This window comes from Streptomyces sp. NPDC001933 (assembly GCF_042890955.1).
Taxonomy (GTDB): domain Bacteria; phylum Actinomycetota; class Actinomycetes; order Streptomycetales; family Streptomycetaceae; genus Streptomyces.
Map to the genome: position 1 here is coordinate 427128 of NZ_JBIASS010000004.1, position 17831 is coordinate 444958.

Sequence of the window (17831 nt, forward strand, 5' to 3'; positions counted from 1 at the left end):
CCCGGCACGGTCCGAGCACGCAGGCCATGGCCGCACGACAGGTGCCGGTGGCCATCGTCGGGATGGCGGTGCTGCTGCCGGGCGCCGCGGACCTGGATGCCTACTGGCGCAACCTGCGCGACGGCGTGGACGCGATCGGCGCGGTACCGGACGGGCGTTGGGACGCCGAGTACTACCACCCGGGCACCGCTTCCGACCCGGCTGTCGCGAACCAGGTCTACGCCCGCCGCGGCGGGTTCGTGGACGGACTCGCGCAGGTGGAGGTCACCCGGTTCGGGATCATGCCGAACTCGGTGGCCGGTACCGAGCCCGACCAGCTCATCGCCCTGCACGTGGCTTCGGCCGCCCTCGACGACGCGGGCGGCACGGATCGCCTCCCCGACCGGGGGCGGGTCGGCATCGTTCTGGGCAGGGGCGGCTATCTCACGCCCGGCCTGGTCCGGCTCGACCAGCGGGTCCGTACGGCCGGCCAACTGATCCGCACACTGGCGGAGCTGCTCCCGGACCTGACGGGGGACCAACTCGCCGGAGTGCGCCAGGCATTCACCGAGCGTCTCGGTCCGGACAGCCCCGAGTCCGCGATCGGCCTGGTGCCCAACCTCGCCGCCTCCCGGGTCGCCAACCGGCTCGATCTGCGCGGGCCCGCGTACACGGTGGACGCCGCCTGCGCCTCCTCACTGGTCGCCGTGGACCAGGCCGTGGGCGAACTCGCCTCCGGGCGGTGCGACGTGATGCTCGCCGGCGGCGTCCACCACTGCCACGACATCACGCTGTGGAGCGTCTTCTCCCAACTGCGCGCACTCTCCCCGAGCCAGCGCATCCGGCCCTTCCACCGGCACGCCGACGGCATCCTGATCGGTGAGGGGACGGGCGTCGTCGTCCTCAAGCGGCTGGTCGACGCCGAGCGCGCCGGAGACCGGATCTACGCAGTGGTCCGGGGCACCGGAGTGGCCAGCGACGGACGGGCGGCCGGTCTCATGAACCCCGAGCCCGGTGGCCAGACGCACGCGGTACGGCAGGCGTGGCGGGCGGCCGGACTCGACCCCGCCGAGCCGGGCTCGGTCGGCCTGCTGGAGGCGCACGGCACCGCGACACCGGCAGGTGACAGCGCCGAACTCGCCACGCTCGCCGAGGTGTTCGGACCCGGAGACGGTGACGCGGTGCTGGGATCGGTCAAGTCGATGATCGGGCATGCCATGCCGGCCGCCGGGGTCGCCGGCCTGGTCAAGGCCGCACTCGCCGTCCACCACCGCACACTCCTTCCGACACTCCACTGCGACGACCCGCACCCCGCCCTGGCCCGCACCCGGTTCCGCACCCTGGAGAAGGCCGCCGACTGGGAGGCCACCGAGCGCAGCCCCGTGCGCCGGGCCGCCGTCAATGCGTTCGGCTTCGGCGGAATCAACGCGCACGTGGTGCTGGAGGAGGCCCCTGGCGGGCACGGATCCCGCGCGAGCGCACCGGCTCGCCCGGTCGTCGAGGTCGACGAGCCCGAGCACGTCCTGCTCCTCGCCGCCGACTCCCCGGCGCGCCTCACCGCCCTGCTGGACGCCGACGACGACACCGTACGGGCGGCCGGTCTCGCCCCCGGCCACCCGCACCCGGAGGCGGGCCCCGCCCGCCTCGGCATCGTCGGACCGACCGCCAAACGGCTCGCCCTGGCCCGCCGCGCGGTGGCCCGGCAGCGGGGCTGGCACGGACGCGGTGACGTCTGGTTCCGGCCGAGCCCCCTCCTGGGCGCCGGCCACGGCCGACTGGCATTCCTGTTCCCGGGCCTGGAGGGCGAGTTCACCCCGCAGGTCGACGACGTGGCCGCCCATTTCGGTCTGCGTGCCCCCGAAGTCGACGGAGACCGGACCGGAGACGTGGGCCGGCACGGTTTCGGCGTGGTCGCCGTCGGCCGCCTCCTCGACGCGGCGCTGCGCCGCAGCGGGATCGTGCCGGACGCGGTCGCCGGACACAGCGTCGGCGAGTGGACGGCCATGGCCGCGGCCGGGCTGTATTCCGGGGACGAGGTCGATGCGTTCATGGCCGCCTTCGACCCCGACTCGGTGACGGTCCCCGGTCTCGCCTTCGGCGCGATCGGCGCCAGTGCCGAGCACGTCCTGGCCGCCCTGCGCGACGAGGGCGGGAGCCGGGCGGGCCTGGTCCTCTCCCACGACAACGCGCCCGGTCAGTCGATGGTGTGCGGTCCGCAGGCGGCGGTGGAGGACTTCGTACGGGCGCGTCGCGCCCAGGGCGTCCTCAGCCAGGTCCTGCCGTTCCACTCGGGCTTCCACACGCCGATGCTGCGCCCCCATATCGGACCGATCGAGGAGGCCGCCCGCCGCTTCCGGCTGCATCCGCCGCACACTCCGCTCTGGTCGGGCACGACCGCCACACCGTTCCCCGAGGACGAGACGGGGATCCGGGCTCTCTTCGTCCGGCATCTGCTGGAACCCGTACGGTTCCGCCGGCTGACCGAGGCCCTGAACGCGGCCGGTCACCGGGTGTTCGTCCAGGTCGGCCCCGGTCAGCTCGGCTCCCTCGTGAGCGACACCCTGGGCGCTCGCGACCACCTGGTGGTCGCCGCCAACTCGCCCCACCGCACCGGCCTCGCCCAGTTGCGCCGGGTGGCCACCGCGCTGTGGACGGCGGGTTCGGCGGTGGCGCCCTCCTTACGCCCCGTCGAAGCAGCGACCACCCGCCAACGGCCGCCGGTGCAACTGGACTTGAGTGGTGCTCTGGTGTCCCTTTCGCCCCATCGGCTCCCCGGGCTGCGGGCCGGGCTGCGGGCCCCCGCGCGTGCGCCGGTCCAGGTCGGCCCGTCGCCGCTGGACGCCCTCGCCGAGAGTTCCCCGGTGGCCGCCGAACTGCGCGCCCTGCTGAGCGAGACCGCGGACACGGCCGCCGCCCTCATGTCCGCGCGGACGGGGACACCTGCGCCCGCCCCGTCCGCCGGGCCGCGGCACACCACCGTCCACGTCTCGCCCGACACCATGCCCTACCTCCTGGACCACTGCTTCTTCCCCCAACGGCCCGGCTGGCCCGAAGTCGCCGACCGCTGGCCGGTCGTCCCGGCAACGACGATCGTGCAGCACATCGTGGACGCCGCCCAGGCGACGGTCCCAGGCGGGCTGCCGGTCGCCGTGCACGGCGCGCGGTTCGACGAGTGGCTCACCGCCACCCCGGCCGTCGACGTGCCCGTGACCGTGACGCCGAAGGATCCGGGGCTTCTCGCCGTCTCCTTCGGCCCGCGGGCCCGCGCCACCGTGGAGTTCGCCGCCGCGTACCCCACCCCGCCCCCCGCCCCATGGGTCACCGATCCCGGCAACGAGCACGCCCCCGACCACACCGCTGCCCAGCTCTACGCCGAGCGCTGGATGTTCCACGGCCCGGCGTTCCAGGGCGTCAGCGAACTCACCGCGATCGGCGACCGCCATGTGCGCGGACGTCTCACCACCCCTTCCGCGCCCGGCGCGCTGCTGGACAACGTCGGCCAGCTCCTCGGCTACTGGATCATGGCGACCCGTTCCGAGCGCACCGTCGTGTTCCCGGTCGGGATGCGGGAGATGCGGTTCTACGGGCCGCATCCGGCGCCGGGCACAGAGGTGGAATGCCTGGTGCGCGTCACCTCGCTCACCGACGCCCTTCTGGAGGCCGACGTACAGCTGAGGGCCGGGGGCACCGTGTGGGCGGAGCTGTACGGCTGGCAGGACCGCCGCTTCGACAACGACCCGCAGACCCGGCCCGTCGAGCGCTTCCCGGATCGCAACACCCTGTCCGAGCCGCGCCCCGGCGGCTGGCGGCTGCTGCACGAGAGGTGGCCGGACCTGGCGTCCAGGGAGCTGATCATGCGCAACTCCCTGGGCGGCGCGGAGCGCGCGGAGTACGCCCGCCACGCGCCACGCGGGCGCCGGCAGTGGCTGCTGGGGCGCATCGCGGTCAAGGACGCGGTGCGGCAGTGGCTGTGGGACCACGGCGAGGGCCCCGTCTTCCCGGCGGAACTGCGGGTGCACAACGACGAGGCGGGCCGTCCGTACGTCACCGGCGTGCACGGACGGGCCCTGCCCCCGCTGGACGTCTCGCTGGCCAACTGCGCGGAGGCAGCCGTTGCGATCGTCCGACCGCACCGGACCGGCCCCGGCCCCGGCATCGATATCGAGGAGGTCACCGACCGCACCCCGCAGGCCCTCGCCGCCGCTCTCGGCGGGGACGAGCTGCGGCTGCTGCACCGCCTGTCGGCCGACTCCGGCGAGAGCGAGGCCGTGTGGTTCACCCGTTTCTGGGCGGCCAAGGAGTCCGTCGCCAAGGCGGAGGGCACCGGATTCGGCGGCCGGCCGCGGGACTTCACCGTGCTCGACGCGACCCCGGCGGGCGACCGGCTGGCCGTCGCGGGCCGCCTGCAACGCGCCTACACCGTGCACTGCGTACCGGCCACCAACCCGCCCCGGCTGCCGGAACGCGCGTACGCAGTCGCATGGACGACGGGAAACCCGACCGCTGAGGAGTACGACGCCCGATGAATGCCCCCACCCCCCACACCCCCGTCACCGCCGACGAGGAGTCCGTACTCGCCGACCTCACCGGCATGCTGGCGCGGCTCCTGGAGGACGAGTACGGCCTCGACGACATCGAGATCGGCATGACGACCACCTTCAACCGCGACCTGGAGCTGGAGAGCATCGACCTCGTCACCCTGGCCGGGGTGCTCCAGGAGCGGTACGGAGACCGGGTCAACTTCGCGGAGTTCCTGGCCGGTATGGAGTTCGACGAGATCATCGAACTGACCGTCGGACGGCTGGTCGAGTACGTCGTGACCAGTCTCAAGGCCGGGGAGGCGAGCTGAGCCATGGCCATGGTCGACACCGGCTCCGTCCGGTTGCACGTACAGCGGATCGGTCCGCGCGAGGGCCGGCCGGCCACCGCCACCGTAGTGCTGGTGCACGGTCTGCTCACCGACAGCCTGGCCAGCTACTACTTCACCGTCGCACCCGCGTTCGCGGCCGCCGGTCTCGACGTCGTCATGTACGACCTGCGCGGCCACGGGCGCAGTGAACGCCCTGCCGAGGGCTACACGGTCGAGCACAACATCGACGACCTGGAGGCGCTGCTCGACCGGCTGGAGGTGACCGGTCCGGTGCATCTGGTCGGCAATTCCTTCGGCGGCACGATCGCGTTCGGCTTCGCGGCCCGGCACCCCGCGCGGGCGGCGAGCGTCAGTCTCATCGAGTCCGAACCGGCCACCGCCGCCTGGGCAGAGAAGCTGGGGGGCATCCTGGACCGCGTCGTGACCCAGCTCGCCCACAACGAGCCCGACGCGATCGCCTGGATCAGCACCCACCGCGGGCACAACACCGCGCGCCTGGCCAAGGGTGCGGCCCGACTGGCCCGTGACACCACCCTCGGCCGGGACATCCCGGCCAGCGGCGTCCTGACGGCCGGCAGGATCGCGGCAGTGCGCTGCCCGGTGCTCGGCCTGTACGGCGGCGACTCCGATCTCGCCGAACTCGCGCCCTGGCTGGCATCGGTGCTTCCGGACTGCCGGACCGTGGTGATTCCGGGGCACGAGCACTCGGTCCTGGTGGAGGCATCCGGGACGGTCGGCCGGCACATCCTGGCACTCGTCGAGGAGGCCTGCCGCGCCACCGGGCGGGTGGCGGCGGAGGTGGCCGGGTGAGCCGCTTCCTCTTCGTCGTCCCGCCCCTGGTCGGGCACATCAACCCGACCATCGGTGTCGCCGCGGAACTCGTCGCGTCAGGACACGCGGTGGCATGGGTGTGTCCCGATCCGGCGCTGGTCGGCCGACTCGCGGGCCCCGGGGCCGGGCCCGTCCTGGCGTGCGCCGGGGCGCCCCGGGGCGAGCGGCCGACCGAGCTGCGCGGCCCGGAGGCGCTGAAGTTCCTGTGGGAGCGGTACCTGCTGCCGCTGGCCGAGTCGATGGCCCCGGGGGTCCGGGCCGCCGTCGAGGCGTTCCGGCCGGATGTCGTCGTCGCCGACCAGCAGGCCTTCGCGGGCGCGCTGATCGCGGAGCGGCTGGGCCTGCCGTGGGCGACCTCGGCGACCACGTCGGCCGAGTTCACCGACCCCCTCGCCGGGCTCCCCAAGGTCGGCCAGTGGCTGCAGCAGCGGCTGGGCGCGCTCAGGGAGGCCGTCGGGGACCCGGCGGGCACGGCCGACCCCCGCTTCTCACCGCATCTCGTCCTCGCCTTCAGCACACCGGAGTTGGCGGGTTCCGCGCACGACGGAGTCTGCTGGGTCGGTCCGTCGATCACGGCGCGTCCGTCCGCCGCCGGCTTCCCGTGGGAGTGGCTCGACGCCGGCCGCACCACCGTCCTTGTCACCTTGGGCACGGCGAACGCCGATGTCGGCGGCCGCTTCCTCGACGTGTGCCGGAGCGCGCTGCGGGAGCGGGCCGACCGGGTGCAGGCGGTCATCGTCGATCCCGGTGGCGTGCTCTCGGCGCGGGACGGCGACAAGGATGTGCTATTCGTGCCGTCCGTGCCGCAACTCTCCCTCCTGGAGAGGGGCGTTGGCGCAGTCGTCTGCCATGCCGGCCACAACAGCGTGTGCGAGGCCCTGTGGCACGGGGTTCCCCTCGTGGTGGCTCCCATCCGCGATGACCAGCCGGTGGTGGCCGGCCAGGTCGTGGACGCCGGGGCGGGGGTGCGGGTGCGGTTCGGGCGGGTCACCGTCCAGAAGCTGGCCTCTGCGGTCGACTCCGTCCTGGACGACCCCGGATACCGCGACGGGGCCCACCGGATCCGTACGGCGTTCCGTTCCGCGGGTGGGGCCCGTGCTGCCGCGCGCCACCTCGATGATCTCGCTGTGCGTCAGGTGGGCAGTGCCGCCGCCCGGGAAGGCTCCGCCATGTCCACCCGGGCGGCCCCGACTTCGACAGAAACACTCGCGCACTGCGAATCAGCCGATGCAACCCCACGACGTACGGGAACAGCCAGGGAGTTCAGATGAGCGAAGACACCGAGTCCACTGACCGGATCGCCCGGCTGCGGCCCGCCTATCAGGCGGACATCGCCGCCGGCTGGGAGCGCTTCTTCGAGCCGCGCCGCACCGACTGCCCATGGTGCGGTTCGCAGGAGCTGACGACCCGGCTGCGCACCACCGACCTGCTCCAGCACAAGCCGGGCCGTTTCGTTCTCGACCGCTGCGAGGGCTGCGGTCACACCTTCCAGAACCCTCGGCTCAACGCGCAGGGACTGGACTTCTACTACCGGGACTTCTACGACGGGCTCGGCGAGAAGCAACTCGGTGACACCTTCGGCGGCCGTACCAAGATGTACCGGGGGCGGGCGGAGTCGATGCTGCCGTACGACTCCGCGCCGAAGCGATGGCTCGACGTCGGGACCGGGCACGGCCACTTCTGCGCGGCTGCGCGGGCGGTGCTGCCCCACACGGTGTTCGACGGACTCGACTTCACCGACGGCGTCGAACTGGCCGAGCGCGAGGGCAGGGTGGACCGCGGCCACCGGGGCGGTTTCCCCGACCTCGCACCCGAACTGGGCAGCCACTACGACGTGGTGAGCATGTTCCACTACCTGGAGCACAGCACTGAGCCCGAACGTGAACTGCGCGCCGCATGGGAGACGGTACGGCCCGGCGGGCATCTCCTCATCGAGGTGCCGGACCCCGAGAGCCGCTACGGGAGGCTGCTGGGCCGTTGGTGGCTGCCCTGGCTCCAGCCGCAGCACCTGCACTTCGTCCCGGTGGCCAATCTGCGGGCGCGGCTCACGGAAATGGGCTTCACAGTGGTCGCCGAGCAGCACGCCGAGCCGCACGACCCGGTCGACCTGCTGGCCGCCGTATGGCTGGCACTGAACCACGCGGCACCGCGCGACGATGCGCCGTGGCTGCCCGAGCCACCGAGCCGGATGCGCCGCACGCTGCGCGGGGCGCTGCTGATCGCCGGCATTCCGGCGCTGGTGGTGGGCACCCTGCTCGACCGGTTCGCGGTGCGGCCGCTGTCGTACCGGCTTCGGGTGTCGAACGCGTACCGGATCGTGGCCCGGCGCGACTGACGGGCGGGGCGAGGTGCCGTCTCGGCCCCGGCTGCCCGGCGCGGATCCCCGCGCCATCGGTTCCGGGCAGCAGGCCCGCATCAGGGCCGGGTGTCACACGGCCTGTGGGTCGACGGCCATGTTCTGGCCCGCCACGATGCGCCAGCCGTCCACCTGCTCGGCGATCACGTAGAGCGTCGCCCCCCACGGACCGTCGACAGGATTGCCCGCGCTGTCGGTGGGCGTCTGCACCACGTTCACCGCGATCACGTCGGGGGCTGTCTCCAACATCTTGACCACGTCGTACCGGGCATAGGAGTCGCGCAGGAAGCTCTTCAGCGCCGGAGCGCTGAACTCGGCGATCGCTTCCCTGCCGTCAAGACGCGTGCCCCTCGCGTTGGTCCAGGAGGCGTGTTCGGTGTACTGCTCGCCCAGCGCAACCGGGTCTTTCGCATTGAAGGCCTTCTCCAGGCGCTTCACCACACCGGTCACCGCGGTCCGGGTCTCCGGCGGAATCGTCCCCACTACAAGAATGTCGCTCGTCATGACAGTGCCCTTCTCCGCGCCGAATTGCTCAGGTGGTGGCTGCGAACGCCGCCATCGCCCACCCCACAACATCAACCGTGATCGAGGTCAAGCCACGAGACGAGCAGGCTCATCGTCTGCTGGTGTCACTGGTGCCACATTGCTGTTGGAGGTCGAGCGCCTGTACGGCAGCAGGCAGCGCGCCGAGCTGCTGCATCAGCGAGAACAGGTTCGCGACGCCCCAGTGCTCGGTGATCTTCCCGTCGCGTACCCGCATGGCATCCACGGTTTCGAAGCTGATCTGCTTGCCGGTGGGCGCGATGCCGAAGAACTCGCCCTTGTGGGTGCCGTGATACGTCTTGTACGTGGTGACGAGGCTGCCGTCGGCGGACTGCCAGTGAATGACGGCGTGGAAGTCGGGGAAGGCCTCGCGGAGCACCTGGTACAGCCGGCGCGCGCCCGCCTTGTCGGCCGTACGTCCCGGCTGCGGTGTGTGGTCGATGAAGTCGTCGGCGAACAACTCGTCGAAGAGGGCGAAGTCCCCGCCGCCCTGTACCTCCTCGGTGTTGCGACGGACGATCGCCTTGGCGGCCTCGCTCGGATTGTTCTCGTTCATGGGATTCCTCCGTGGAGGGTGCGGTCGGTCGCCTGTGCGGCGGGGCTACGTGGGGCCTGCCGACGGCGACCCGGTGCGGCGCTGCTCGGCGCGTGGGGGAACTGCCCCATGATCAGCCATGCGAGGGGGTGGATGGAGGAACGGTCAGTCCGTGTCGCGTGAGAGTGAGTCGGGGAGCCGGTCGAATCAGCACCGCTGACCGCTGACCGCGGACGAGGGCGACCGATATGAACCGGTGCAAGGCGGGCGCGATTTCAAGATCTTCAGGGCACTTCTATTCGGGCAGGTGGTAGATGGCGAGGGCGGCGGTGTCGTCGTGGAGGTGGTTGTTGCTGTAGATGAGGAGATCGTGGTGGAGGCGGTCGAGGAGTTCCCGGGGCTGGAGAGGGCCCCAGGAGAGGACACGCCGGCGGAGGGGGTAGAAGGCCCCGGTGCGGTCACGTGCTTCGGTGACGCCGTCGGTGTAGAGCAGCAACTGGTCGCCGGGACCGAAGGGGTATTCATCGACCCGGTAGGCCTCTGTGAGGTGCATGCCCAGGTTGAGGGGCGGTGCGGGGTCGTCCGACTCCAGTTCGGTGACCCCGTCCGAGCGGATCAGGAGGGGTGGGGGGTGGCCGCAGTTGACGATGCGGACCACGTGACGGCGGGGGATCTCCGCGAAGACAGCGGTGACGAAGCGCTCGCCCACGTCGCTTCCGGACAGGTGGGCGGCTCTGCGATTCATGCTCGTCTCCGCCCGGCGGGCAATGGCGGCGAGGTCGGGTTCGTCGTGGGCGGCCTCGCGGAAGGCGCCGAGGAGGGTGGCGGCCGTCTCGACGGCGGGGAGTCCCTTGCCGCGGACGTCGCCGATGACAATGCGGAGTCCGTACGTGGTGGGGACGGCCTCGTACAGGTCACCGCCGATGCGTGCTTCCGCGGCGGCGGACAGGTAGAGGTCTTCGACCAGAAGTGGGCCGATGCGGTGCGGGACCGGGCTCAGCAGGACATGCTGCGCGATCTCGGCCACGAAGCGCACATTGGCGAGAGTGCGTTCCCGGCGCACGCGGTGGCCGGCCAGGAGTGTTCCGAGGGCGCCGACCACAGCGGTGCTCAGGTAGGCGGCCACGTAGTGACGCTCCCACACGTAGCTCACCGGGCGGCCCGCGCAGCAAGGGGTGCCGGCCAGGACTCCTTCGAGGACGATTGCGAACACGGTGACGCCGACGACGGCAGCGGGGCCGTGGGCGAAGGCTGCGATCACGGGGAGAGCGATGAGCAGGAAGCTCACCGGCCACTGCACAGGCGTGAGGGGTTCGAGCACCAGGATGCCCGCGACATAGAAGGCGGGCAGCCACCGCATCCACACGGGCGCGGGCGTCACCCGCGGGGCCCCATCGTCGGGCGGCGCTGCCCAGCCACTCGCCGCCCCAGGGCGGCCCGGCCACCTCACCGCTCACTCCGTCGCAGAACGAGCGGCGCAAGCGCGGACGCTGCCCGGCCGGAGGACGAAGCCGCCGTATGAGCCCGCATGCGGACGTTGCTCCTGGCGGCTCCACTCAAACAGCCTGTACACGCGGGACTCCCGGCACCTGATGTGGGCAAGACGTCCATCCTGCTGCCCGGAAACGCTTCGGGCCCACCATTGCTCCAGCCAATGGCATGTCAGGACCTTCGTGAGGGGACCTCCATGCCCGACGAACAAGGCGCCTGACGGGTGAAGCCCCGGGCAGGCGCCTTCGTCGTGCGTCTGGAAGAAGCCCGGCTTCTTCGGCGAGTACGAGACGAGCAGGTTCTTCGTCTGCTGGTCGTCGGCCGGACCTGTTCGGGCCTGTCACGGCCTGCTGACATGGTTGAACTGCCCCGGGCCGGCGAGGAGATGGACGTGCACACGTCTTGACCGGTGGCCGCTGCCGCACGCACCGTAGCTGGGCAGTTCTTTCCAAGGGGGGTACGTGAACAGCAAGTGGCTCGGTGCGTGTACGGGACTGGCCCTCTTCGCCGTGGTGGGCGCCTTGACGGCACCCGCTTCCTCCGAGCCGCGGCCGGGGCCGACACATGCCCTGCCGCTGGGCGCCGCCGGCTTGACCGAGACCCGTAGCACGCGGACGTTGCAGCCTGGTGTCACCCTCACGCGGATCGTGCGCGGTGCCGACGCCCCGGCGCTTGCGTGGACGGTCGAGGTCTCGATACCCGGCGGCGTCACCTCGCCGGACCCCGACGCCCCGCCGACGGCGCTGAAGGACCGGGCGAGCGCCGACGAGCTGGCTGCCGATTTGCAGGAGGACGGTTTTGACGCCCGGGTGGAGGAGGTCACGACTCCGGCGGTCGCCGACTACGCCGGTGGAACGCTTGGATGGCGGGTCCGGGTCGGGCAGTTCGACTCGCAGTCCACCGGGACGTCGGAGCGGACCAGGCTGAGAGGTGCCGGGTACGCAGGGTCCGTCGTGTACACCGGCTGGGACGGGAATCCGGCGGACCGTGGCCCCTGGCGGATCGACGTGCTCACCATCGACCCGGACCGGTTCCGCGGCGGGCTCGAGGCATCGTACGGTTCCGATCTGGAGAACCGCGAGAAGACCAGCGAGCTGGCAGCCGCCGCCGGCGCGACCGCGGCGGTCAACGGCGGGTTCTTCGTCCTCGACCCGAGCGCCGGAGCCCCGGGCGATCCGGCCGGCGTCGGCGTCTACGACGGCCGGCTACTGAGCGAGCCGGTGAACGGGCGCCCCGGCCTGGTGATGCGCGACTCCGGCCGGCACAGCGCGGTCGCCCGGCTCAGATGGAAGGGACGGGTGGTCGGCCGGGACGCGTCGCAATCCCTGGACGGCGTCGACCGCGTACCGGGCTCGATCAGGAACTGTGGCGGCACCGCCGACGACGATCCGACATCGCTGCCCCTGCACGACGTGACCTGCACCGACCGCGACGAACTCGTGGCGTTCACGGCGGATTACGGACGGCGGACACCACAGGGCGACGGCCTGGAGGCCGTACTGGACGCCCGAGGAAGGGTCCTCGAACTCCGCTCACCGCGTGGCGGACCGCTACCGGCGGGCGGCAGCTCCGTGCAGGCGACCGGCACACGCGTCGCCGAGCTTGCCGACCTGGCGCAGGTCGGCCGACCTCTGCGCATAGAGGGGATGCTGCGGGACGGCAGCGGTCGCAAGGTCACCCCATCACCGGCGACCAGCATCATCAACGGCGGCCCCGAACTGGTCCGCGACGGGCGGCTGCACGTAACGCCTGCCACCGACGGAATGGTGCAGCCCGGCAACGCGAGCTTCTACTACGGCTGGGTACACAAACGCAATCCACGCACGCTCGCCGGGGTGGACACCGCCGGCCGGACCGTGTTCGTCACCGCCGACGGACGCAGCACGGATGCGCTCGGGCTGAGCATTCCCGAGAGCGCCGCCGTGGCCAGGGCACTCGGCCTGCGCGACGCGGTCAATCTCGACGGCGGCGGGTCGACCACGATGGTGGTCGACGGAGAAGTGATCAACAACCCGTCCGACGCGGCCGGTGAACGCCCTGCAGGGGACGCACTGCTGATCCTGCCGGACCGGGGCTGACCCGGCTCGATCCGGAAACACCTGAGCCAGTTACCACCGACCGACGGGAGCCGCCATGACCGCCGTCCCGATCCACCGATACCGCCTCCTGCTCGTCCTTCTCGCGCTGCTGCCGGCCCTCGCATCGACTCCGCCGGCGCACGCCACCGCGTCGACGGTGTCACCTGCCTGGCAGGCGGGCGGGTCGGGTGTCCCGTCCCGGGGCGCGGAAGTCGTCGCAGTCACCCAGGTCACCGACCGGCAGGTCGATCTGTCGGTGCGTTCACCCGCCCTCGGAGGCCGGGCGGTGAACGTACGCCTGCTCACGCCCGATGGCTGGGACCCGGGCGACCGGAGCCGGCGCTGGCCGACGCTCTGGCTGCTGCACGGCTGCTGCGGGGACTACACGTCGTGGACCGCCCGGACCGACATCGCGCGGACCGACAGCCTGCGCGACGTCCTCGTGGTCATGCCGGAGGCCGGCTGGAACGGCTGGTACAGCGACTGGTGGAACTACGGCCGGGGCGGTGACCCGGCGTGGGAGACTTTCCACACCAAGGAACTTCGCCTGCTCCTCGAGCACGGCTGGGGGGCGAGCAGGAACCGCGTCGTGGCGGGACTTTCGATGGGTGGCCAGGGCGCTCTGCTGTATGCCGCCCGGCACCCCGGGATGTTCAAGGCGGCCGCGGCGTACTCAGGTTCCGTGCACCCGCTGCTCAACGACGAGTCGACGAACCGCATCATGGGGTTCTTCGCCGGTCAGGGCAATGATCCGCTGAGGGTCTGGGGCGACCCGGTCGCGCAACGTGACGTCTGGGCGGCCCACGACCCGTTCCACCTGGCCAAGCGCCTCACGCCGATCCCCGTCTACCTGTCGTGCGGTGACGGCACCACCGGCCCCCTGGACCCGCCGGGCAGCACGAGCGCGCTCGAGGCGGACTTCAACAGGCAGAACCAAGCTCTGGCCGGCGAGCTCGAACGCAAGGGCGCGAAGCATGTGACCACCAACTTCTACGGACCGGGTACCCACGGGTGGCCGTACTGGCAGCGGGAGTTGCACTCCTCGCTACCGATGCTGCTCCAGGCCATGAGGGCCGACGGCTGAACGGCCGCGCGCCGAAGTTGTCCGTCACGGCATCCCCGGCGTGCCATGCCCGACCGCGGCAGCCGGGACGCGCACGGGCGCGGCATCTGCACCAAGACCGAACTCGGCGGAAATCGTCGTTGTCCCCGTCGGACAGCACAGATCACGCCCCGGGCCGGAGCCTGTGGGGTTCGGCGAGACCTCAGGCCCCGGACCGGCCGGACATCCCGGCGCTGGTGTACACGCGGCTCGCGAACTCGGCGATCTGTTCGTCGCTGAGATTCTTCGCGAGGTTTGCCTCCGTGATCATGCCGATCAGGCGGTGGCCGCCCTGGACGTCGATCACCGGCAACCGCTTGATCTGGTGTTCCTCCATGGTTGTCAGGACATCGCCCGCGTCCGCTTCGGCATCGATCCAGTGCACCTTGGCCATGAGTGATCCGGCCTGTACGGTCGCCGGGTCGATGCCCTCGGCGCAGCACTTGACGACGATGTCACGGTCGGTGATCAGGCCTGTGAGCCTGTTGTTGTCACCGCAGATGGGTAGGCAACCGACGTTCAGATCGCGCATCATCTTCGCCGCGTCGAACAGCGACTGGTGCGCGCCGACGCACTGCACGCCGCCGGACATGATGTCTCGCGCTCGCAGTTTCGCACCCATGTCTTCCTCCCGTTCCGACTGCGATGCCTCCTCCGTCATCGATCACAACACGAATGGCCCAACACCGCTCCTCAAGAGCGTCGGCGATACAGGGATCCCGAGCGTCACGCCCGGCCGACGGCTCTACCGCGTTGTCGGTGGAGTGGCGGTTGCCCAGGAATGGGCGGCCTCCTTGTCGGAGTCGAGCACGTCCTCACCGTAGAGGTCCTGCAGCCAATTGGTCTGGTAGATGGTGTCGAGGTAGCGCTCGCCGAGGTCCGGGGCGATGGCCACTGCGGTGAGTTCACTCGCGTCGTTCCGGGCCAGCCAGTCCGTTGCGCCACTGATCACCGTGCCGGTGGAGCCGCCGAACAGGAATCCGCGACTGGCCAGACGATGGCAGGCACGTATGGTGTCCGCCTCCTCGACAAGAATCACCTCGTCGACATAGGACTCGTCGAGCAGCGGCGGGCGCATGCTCATGCCCAGGCCGGGAATCATCCGGGGGCCCGGCGAACCGCCGAAGGACACCGAGCCGACACTGTCCACCGCGATGATCCGCACCGGCCGGTGCCATCCCCGGAAGAAGCGCGCACAGCCCATCAGGGTCCCGGTCGTGCCGGCTCCGACGAACAGCACGTCCAGCCGCGGGAACTGCCGGGCGACCTCCGGCGCGGTCGTACGGTAGTGCGCCTTCCAGTTGCTCGGATTGGTGTACTGACTGAGCCACACATATCGGTCGTCGGAGGCGCACAACGCGCGGAGGTAGTCGAGCCGGGCGCCGAGAAATCCGGAGTCTGCCCGCGGTTCGGCGAGCACATGCACCTTGCTGCCCAACGCCTCCATCATCATTCTGTTCGACAGATTGCCGCGGGAGTCCGTCACACACAGGAACCGGTAGCCCTTGCTCGCCGCAATCACGCTCAGCGCCACGCCGAGGTTTCCGGACGAGGACTCGACCAGGATCGATTCCGGTGTCAGGATTCCATCCCGCTCAGCGGCTTCCACCATCGCGGTCGCAGCTTTCAACTTGATCGAGCCGGCGAAGTTGAAGCCCTCACACTTCAGGAAGAGCGAATGCCCGAAGATCGACCGGAGGTCGACATAGAGATTCTCTTCGTTGAAGCCGTAGGGAGTGGAAATGACGGGCACCATGGTCTCCTCTGTCTGGAACAGAGCACTTTCGGAGTCATCCGGCCGGGGGCGGGTTCCTCGCCTGTGCGGGCGAGACCCTGTCTCCAGCCGGCGGGACAGGGCCCTGTGCCAGCGGCCGCTGCCTCGTGCGTCAGAACCTGCTGCGATGTGACTGGTGTGCTCTTCTGGGCTCAGCCTCGAAGGAGCCGCCTGCGCTCTGGCCGGCTCATCCGTAGCGGCTCATTTCGTGGAAGAAGTCGTCGACGACGTGCAACTCTCCGGAGCGGGCCACTTCGGTGTACACGTACTTGCCCACCGCGAGGTCGAGCACCCCGAGGCCGAAGGGCGAGAACACCACCGGCCGGTCCGCCGGCACCTTTACCCGTCCGGCCATCACGTCGTCCAGCGTGCCGTGCAGGAAGTCCCGGTTGCCCGTGAGTTGCTCGGCCAGATGTGGGGACGTGTCGGCCTTGAGGCAGTGTTCGACGTCATCGACGATGTTGGTCGAGGCGAGCAGGATCTCCGGCGCGAGGTCGCGCAACGACACGTGCAGCACCAGCGGATTGTGTGCGAACCATGACAGGTCACTGACGTGCGGTTGACCGGCGACCGTGGCGAAGACGACCAGGTCGCTGTTTCGGATCAGCTGCTCGGCGCTGTCGTGCACGGTGATCCGGCCGGCGGTGTCCGACTGCTCCAGGTAGCACCGGAAGCCTGCCGCGCTCTCGGCGGACAGGTCGTGTACGCCGATCTCGTCGAACGACCAGCCGGTGCCGGCCAGGAAGGTGTGGATGTAGCGGGCGATCAAGCCCACCCCGAAGAACCCGACACGTGTCGGTCGCGGCCGGTCGCGGCTGAGCCAGTCGGCCGCCGACGCCGCCGACGCGGCCGTCCGGGTGGCGCTGATGATCGAACTCTCCAGACAGGCGAACGGGTAGCCGGTGTCGGGGTCGTTGAGGATCAGCACCGCCGATGCCCTTGGGATGCCTGCCGTCACGTTGCCCGGGAAGCTGGAGATCCACTTCAGGCCGTCCACCCGTGCCTTCCCGCCGATCGAGGCGGGCAGCGCGATGATCCGGGAGGACGGGCGGTCGGGGAAGCGCAGGAAGTACGACGGCGGGTTCACCGAATCACCGGCGCCGTGTGCCCGGTAGGTGGCCTCGACCAGTTCCGTGATCCGCTTCTCGCATCTGTGCAGCGTGCGTTGGACCTGGGCACCGGAGATCACCGCGAACGGTGGAACGGTGGTCGGTGCGACCGTTACGGGCTCTTTCGGGGTGGAATCGAGGGTGGTCATCGCGTGGTCACCTTCACGGTCGGCGAGCAGTCGTCCAGACGCACCGGATCGGCCATGGCGACGAGCACCTCACGCGGTCCCTCGAAGGGCTCCCGGCTGTGCGCGGTGCGGACGTTGTCGACGACCATCAGGTCGCCGGCCTGCCATGGTTCGCGTGCGGTGTTCGCCTCGTAGACGCCGTTGAGCAGCTGCACGACATCCTCGCCGATCGGGTCGCCGTTGCCGAAGCGGGTGTTGAACGGCAGCCCGTCGGCGCCGTAGACGTCCACCAGGTACTCGTGCACCTCGGGGGCCATCGTCCACTCGTTGAGGAACGCGATCTGGTTGAACCAGCAGCGTCGGCCGGTGACCGGGTGGCGCACCACGGCGCTGCGGTGCTGTCTGGTACGCAGTCCACCATCGGGCTGCCACTCGAACATGATCGCGTTGGCGCGGCAGTAGCGCTCCACGGCGCCCCGGTCCTCGGTGCCGAAGGCCTCGGCGACGGACGCGCCGATGTCGTCGTTGTAGCTGCGGGTGAGCAGCCAGCCCTCGCGCTCGAACCGCTCGGTCAACTCGGTGGGCAGCGCCTCGAGCACGGTCGGTGAGTCGGCCACCGCGGTCGCCCCGCCGTCGGTGGGCGCGCTGAGACAGGCGAACATCATCAGGCCGGGGAACTCGAGCGTGTAGCTCAGTTCGTGGTGCATGCACATCGGCTGGTTCGGCGGCCACTTCGATGAGGAGTACACCCCGTCGGAGTAGGTCTGCCGGGGCGCGAATGCCTCCTGCTCGGTCATCAGACCGGTGGCCAGCTTCGAGAAGACGGCTGCGGTCTCGGCCGCGTCACGCAGCCCGAGGCCACGGACCAGGACCGAACCGTGTTCGGCGACGACTGCGCGCAGCGTCTCCCGGTGCTCGGCCGCCCAGGCCGGCGCGTCTGCGGTGACCTCGGCCCTCAGGCGCGGGGGTTTGCCGGATTCCAGTTCCACGTCGACCAGCGACGTCGTGGATGTGGACGACATCTCGATCTCCTTT

General features: G+C 70.6%; 14 protein-coding genes. 7 read left to right on the forward strand and 7 right to left on the reverse strand.

The genetic code is table 11. The features are described from left to right. The first annotated feature begins 26 nt into the window (after window positions 1-26). From ACFYY7_RS12905 to ACFYY7_RS12925, 5 genes are read left to right on the forward strand one after another with little or no spacing between them, the layout of a single operon-like run. A complete protein-coding gene (locus ACFYY7_RS12905; protein WP_388660703.1) occupies window positions 27-4505 on the forward strand; it encodes a beta-ketoacyl synthase N-terminal-like domain-containing protein in 4479 nt (1492 codons plus the stop codon). Further along, window positions 4502-4828 carry an acyl carrier protein gene (locus ACFYY7_RS12910; protein WP_388660706.1) on the forward strand — a complete coding sequence of 109 codons (327 nt, stop codon included), beginning with the start codon at window positions 4502-4504 and terminating at the stop codon, window positions 4826-4828. The genes ACFYY7_RS12905 and ACFYY7_RS12910 overlap by 4 nt, the downstream gene beginning before the upstream one ends. A 3-nt stretch (window positions 4829-4831) precedes the next feature. Continuing rightward, entirely contained in the window at window positions 4832-5659 is an 828-nt protein-coding gene (locus tag ACFYY7_RS12915; protein WP_388660709.1) for an alpha/beta fold hydrolase, read from the forward strand. After that, window positions 5656-6951 (forward strand): glycosyltransferase, encoded by a 1296-nt coding sequence (locus ACFYY7_RS12920; RefSeq protein WP_388660712.1) that lies wholly within the window; start codon window positions 5656-5658, stop codon window positions 6949-6951. The genes ACFYY7_RS12915 and ACFYY7_RS12920 overlap by 4 nt, the downstream gene beginning before the upstream one ends. Continuing rightward, window positions 6948-8015: a class I SAM-dependent methyltransferase gene (locus ACFYY7_RS12925; protein WP_388660715.1), complete on the forward strand. Its 1068-nt coding sequence runs from the start codon at window positions 6948-6950 to the stop codon at window positions 8013-8015. The genes ACFYY7_RS12920 and ACFYY7_RS12925 overlap by 4 nt, the downstream gene beginning before the upstream one ends. 93 nt (window positions 8016-8108) lie before the next feature. On the opposite strand, the gene ACFYY7_RS12930 is transcribed toward ACFYY7_RS12925, so the two are convergent. From ACFYY7_RS12930 to ACFYY7_RS12940, 3 genes are all read right to left on the reverse strand, one after another. Beyond that, entirely contained in the window at window positions 8109-8540 is a 432-nt protein-coding gene (locus ACFYY7_RS12930) for an SgcJ/EcaC family oxidoreductase (RefSeq protein ID WP_388660718.1), read from the reverse strand. Between the two features lie 109 nt (window positions 8541-8649). Continuing rightward, window positions 8650-9135: an ester cyclase gene (locus tag ACFYY7_RS12935; RefSeq protein WP_388660721.1), complete on the reverse strand. Its 486-nt coding sequence runs from the start codon at window positions 9133-9135 to the stop codon at window positions 8650-8652. 274 nt (window positions 9136-9409) lie between these two features. Beyond that, window positions 9410-10495 carry a PP2C family protein-serine/threonine phosphatase gene (locus tag ACFYY7_RS12940; RefSeq protein ID WP_388660723.1) on the reverse strand — a complete coding sequence of 362 codons (1086 nt, stop codon included), beginning with the start codon at window positions 10493-10495 and terminating at the stop codon, window positions 9410-9412. Window positions 10496-11066: 571 nt separating this feature from the next. Here ACFYY7_RS12940 and ACFYY7_RS12945 point away from each other — a divergent pair. Together ACFYY7_RS12945 and ACFYY7_RS12950 are read left to right on the forward strand one after the other, a co-directional pair. Then, complete coding sequence (locus ACFYY7_RS12945; protein WP_388660726.1) at window positions 11067-12683, forward strand: phosphodiester glycosidase family protein; 1617 nt, start codon at window positions 11067-11069, stop codon at window positions 12681-12683. Window positions 12684-12738: 55 nt separating this feature from the next. Beyond that, entirely contained in the window at window positions 12739-13767 is a 1029-nt protein-coding gene (locus ACFYY7_RS12950; RefSeq protein WP_388660728.1) for an alpha/beta hydrolase, read from the forward strand. A 181-nt stretch (window positions 13768-13948) separates the two neighbouring features. Here the strand turns inward: ACFYY7_RS12950 and ACFYY7_RS12955 are convergent, their stop codons facing one another. From ACFYY7_RS12955 to ACFYY7_RS12970, 4 genes are all read right to left on the reverse strand, one after another. Next, window positions 13949-14407 carry a CBS domain-containing protein gene (locus tag ACFYY7_RS12955; protein ID WP_356085114.1) on the reverse strand — a complete coding sequence of 153 codons (459 nt, stop codon included), beginning with the start codon at window positions 14405-14407 and terminating at the stop codon, window positions 13949-13951. A gap of 123 nt (window positions 14408-14530) precedes the next feature. Then, complete coding sequence (gene sbnA / locus ACFYY7_RS12960; protein WP_388661113.1) at window positions 14531-15538, reverse strand: 2,3-diaminopropionate biosynthesis protein SbnA; 1008 nt, start codon at window positions 15536-15538, stop codon at window positions 14531-14533. A 208-nt stretch (window positions 15539-15746) separates the two neighbouring features. Next, the gene (gene sbnB, locus ACFYY7_RS12965; protein WP_388660731.1) at window positions 15747-16817 is read right to left on the reverse strand and encodes a 2,3-diaminopropionate biosynthesis protein SbnB; all 1071 of its coding nucleotides are present in this window, start codon (window positions 16815-16817) and stop codon (window positions 15747-15749) included. Continuing rightward, the gene (locus ACFYY7_RS12970) at window positions 16814-17818 is read right to left on the reverse strand and encodes a TauD/TfdA family dioxygenase (RefSeq protein ID WP_388660734.1); all 1005 of its coding nucleotides are present in this window, start codon (window positions 17816-17818) and stop codon (window positions 16814-16816) included. The genes sbnB and ACFYY7_RS12970 overlap by 4 nt, the downstream gene beginning before the upstream one ends. Window positions 17819-17831: the final 13 nt, after the last annotated feature.

Bases quoted from the DNA above. Each gene is read 5' to 3' on its own strand.
- ACFYY7_RS12905 (WP_388660703.1), top strand. From the start codon at position 27: ATGGCCGCACGACAGGTGCCGGTGGCCATCGTCGGGATGGCGGTGCTG.
- ACFYY7_RS12910 (WP_388660706.1), top strand. From the start codon at position 4,502: ATGAATGCCCCCACCCCCCACACCCCCGTCACCGCCGACGAGGAGTCC.
- ACFYY7_RS12915 (WP_388660709.1), top strand. From the start codon at position 4,832: ATGGCCATGGTCGACACCGGCTCCGTCCGGTTGCACGTACAGCGGATC.
- ACFYY7_RS12925 (WP_388660715.1), top strand. From the start codon at position 6,948: ATGAGCGAAGACACCGAGTCCACTGACCGGATCGCCCGGCTGCGGCCC.
- ACFYY7_RS12930 (WP_388660718.1), bottom strand. From the start codon at position 8,540: ATGACGAGCGACATTCTTGTAGTGGGGACGATTCCGCCGGAGACCCGG.
- ACFYY7_RS12935 (WP_388660721.1), bottom strand. From the start codon at position 9,135: ATGAACGAGAACAATCCGAGCGAGGCCGCCAAGGCGATCGTCCGTCGC.
- ACFYY7_RS12950 (WP_388660728.1), top strand. From the start codon at position 12,739: ATGACCGCCGTCCCGATCCACCGATACCGCCTCCTGCTCGTCCTTCTC.
- ACFYY7_RS12955 (WP_356085114.1), bottom strand. From the start codon at position 14,407: ATGGGTGCGAAACTGCGAGCGCGAGACATCATGTCCGGCGGCGTGCAG.
- sbnB (WP_388660731.1), bottom strand. From the start codon at position 16,817: ATGACCACCCTCGATTCCACCCCGAAAGAGCCCGTAACGGTCGCACCG.
- ACFYY7_RS12970 (WP_388660734.1), bottom strand. From the start codon at position 17,818: ATGTCGTCCACATCCACGACGTCGCTGGTCGACGTGGAACTGGAATCC.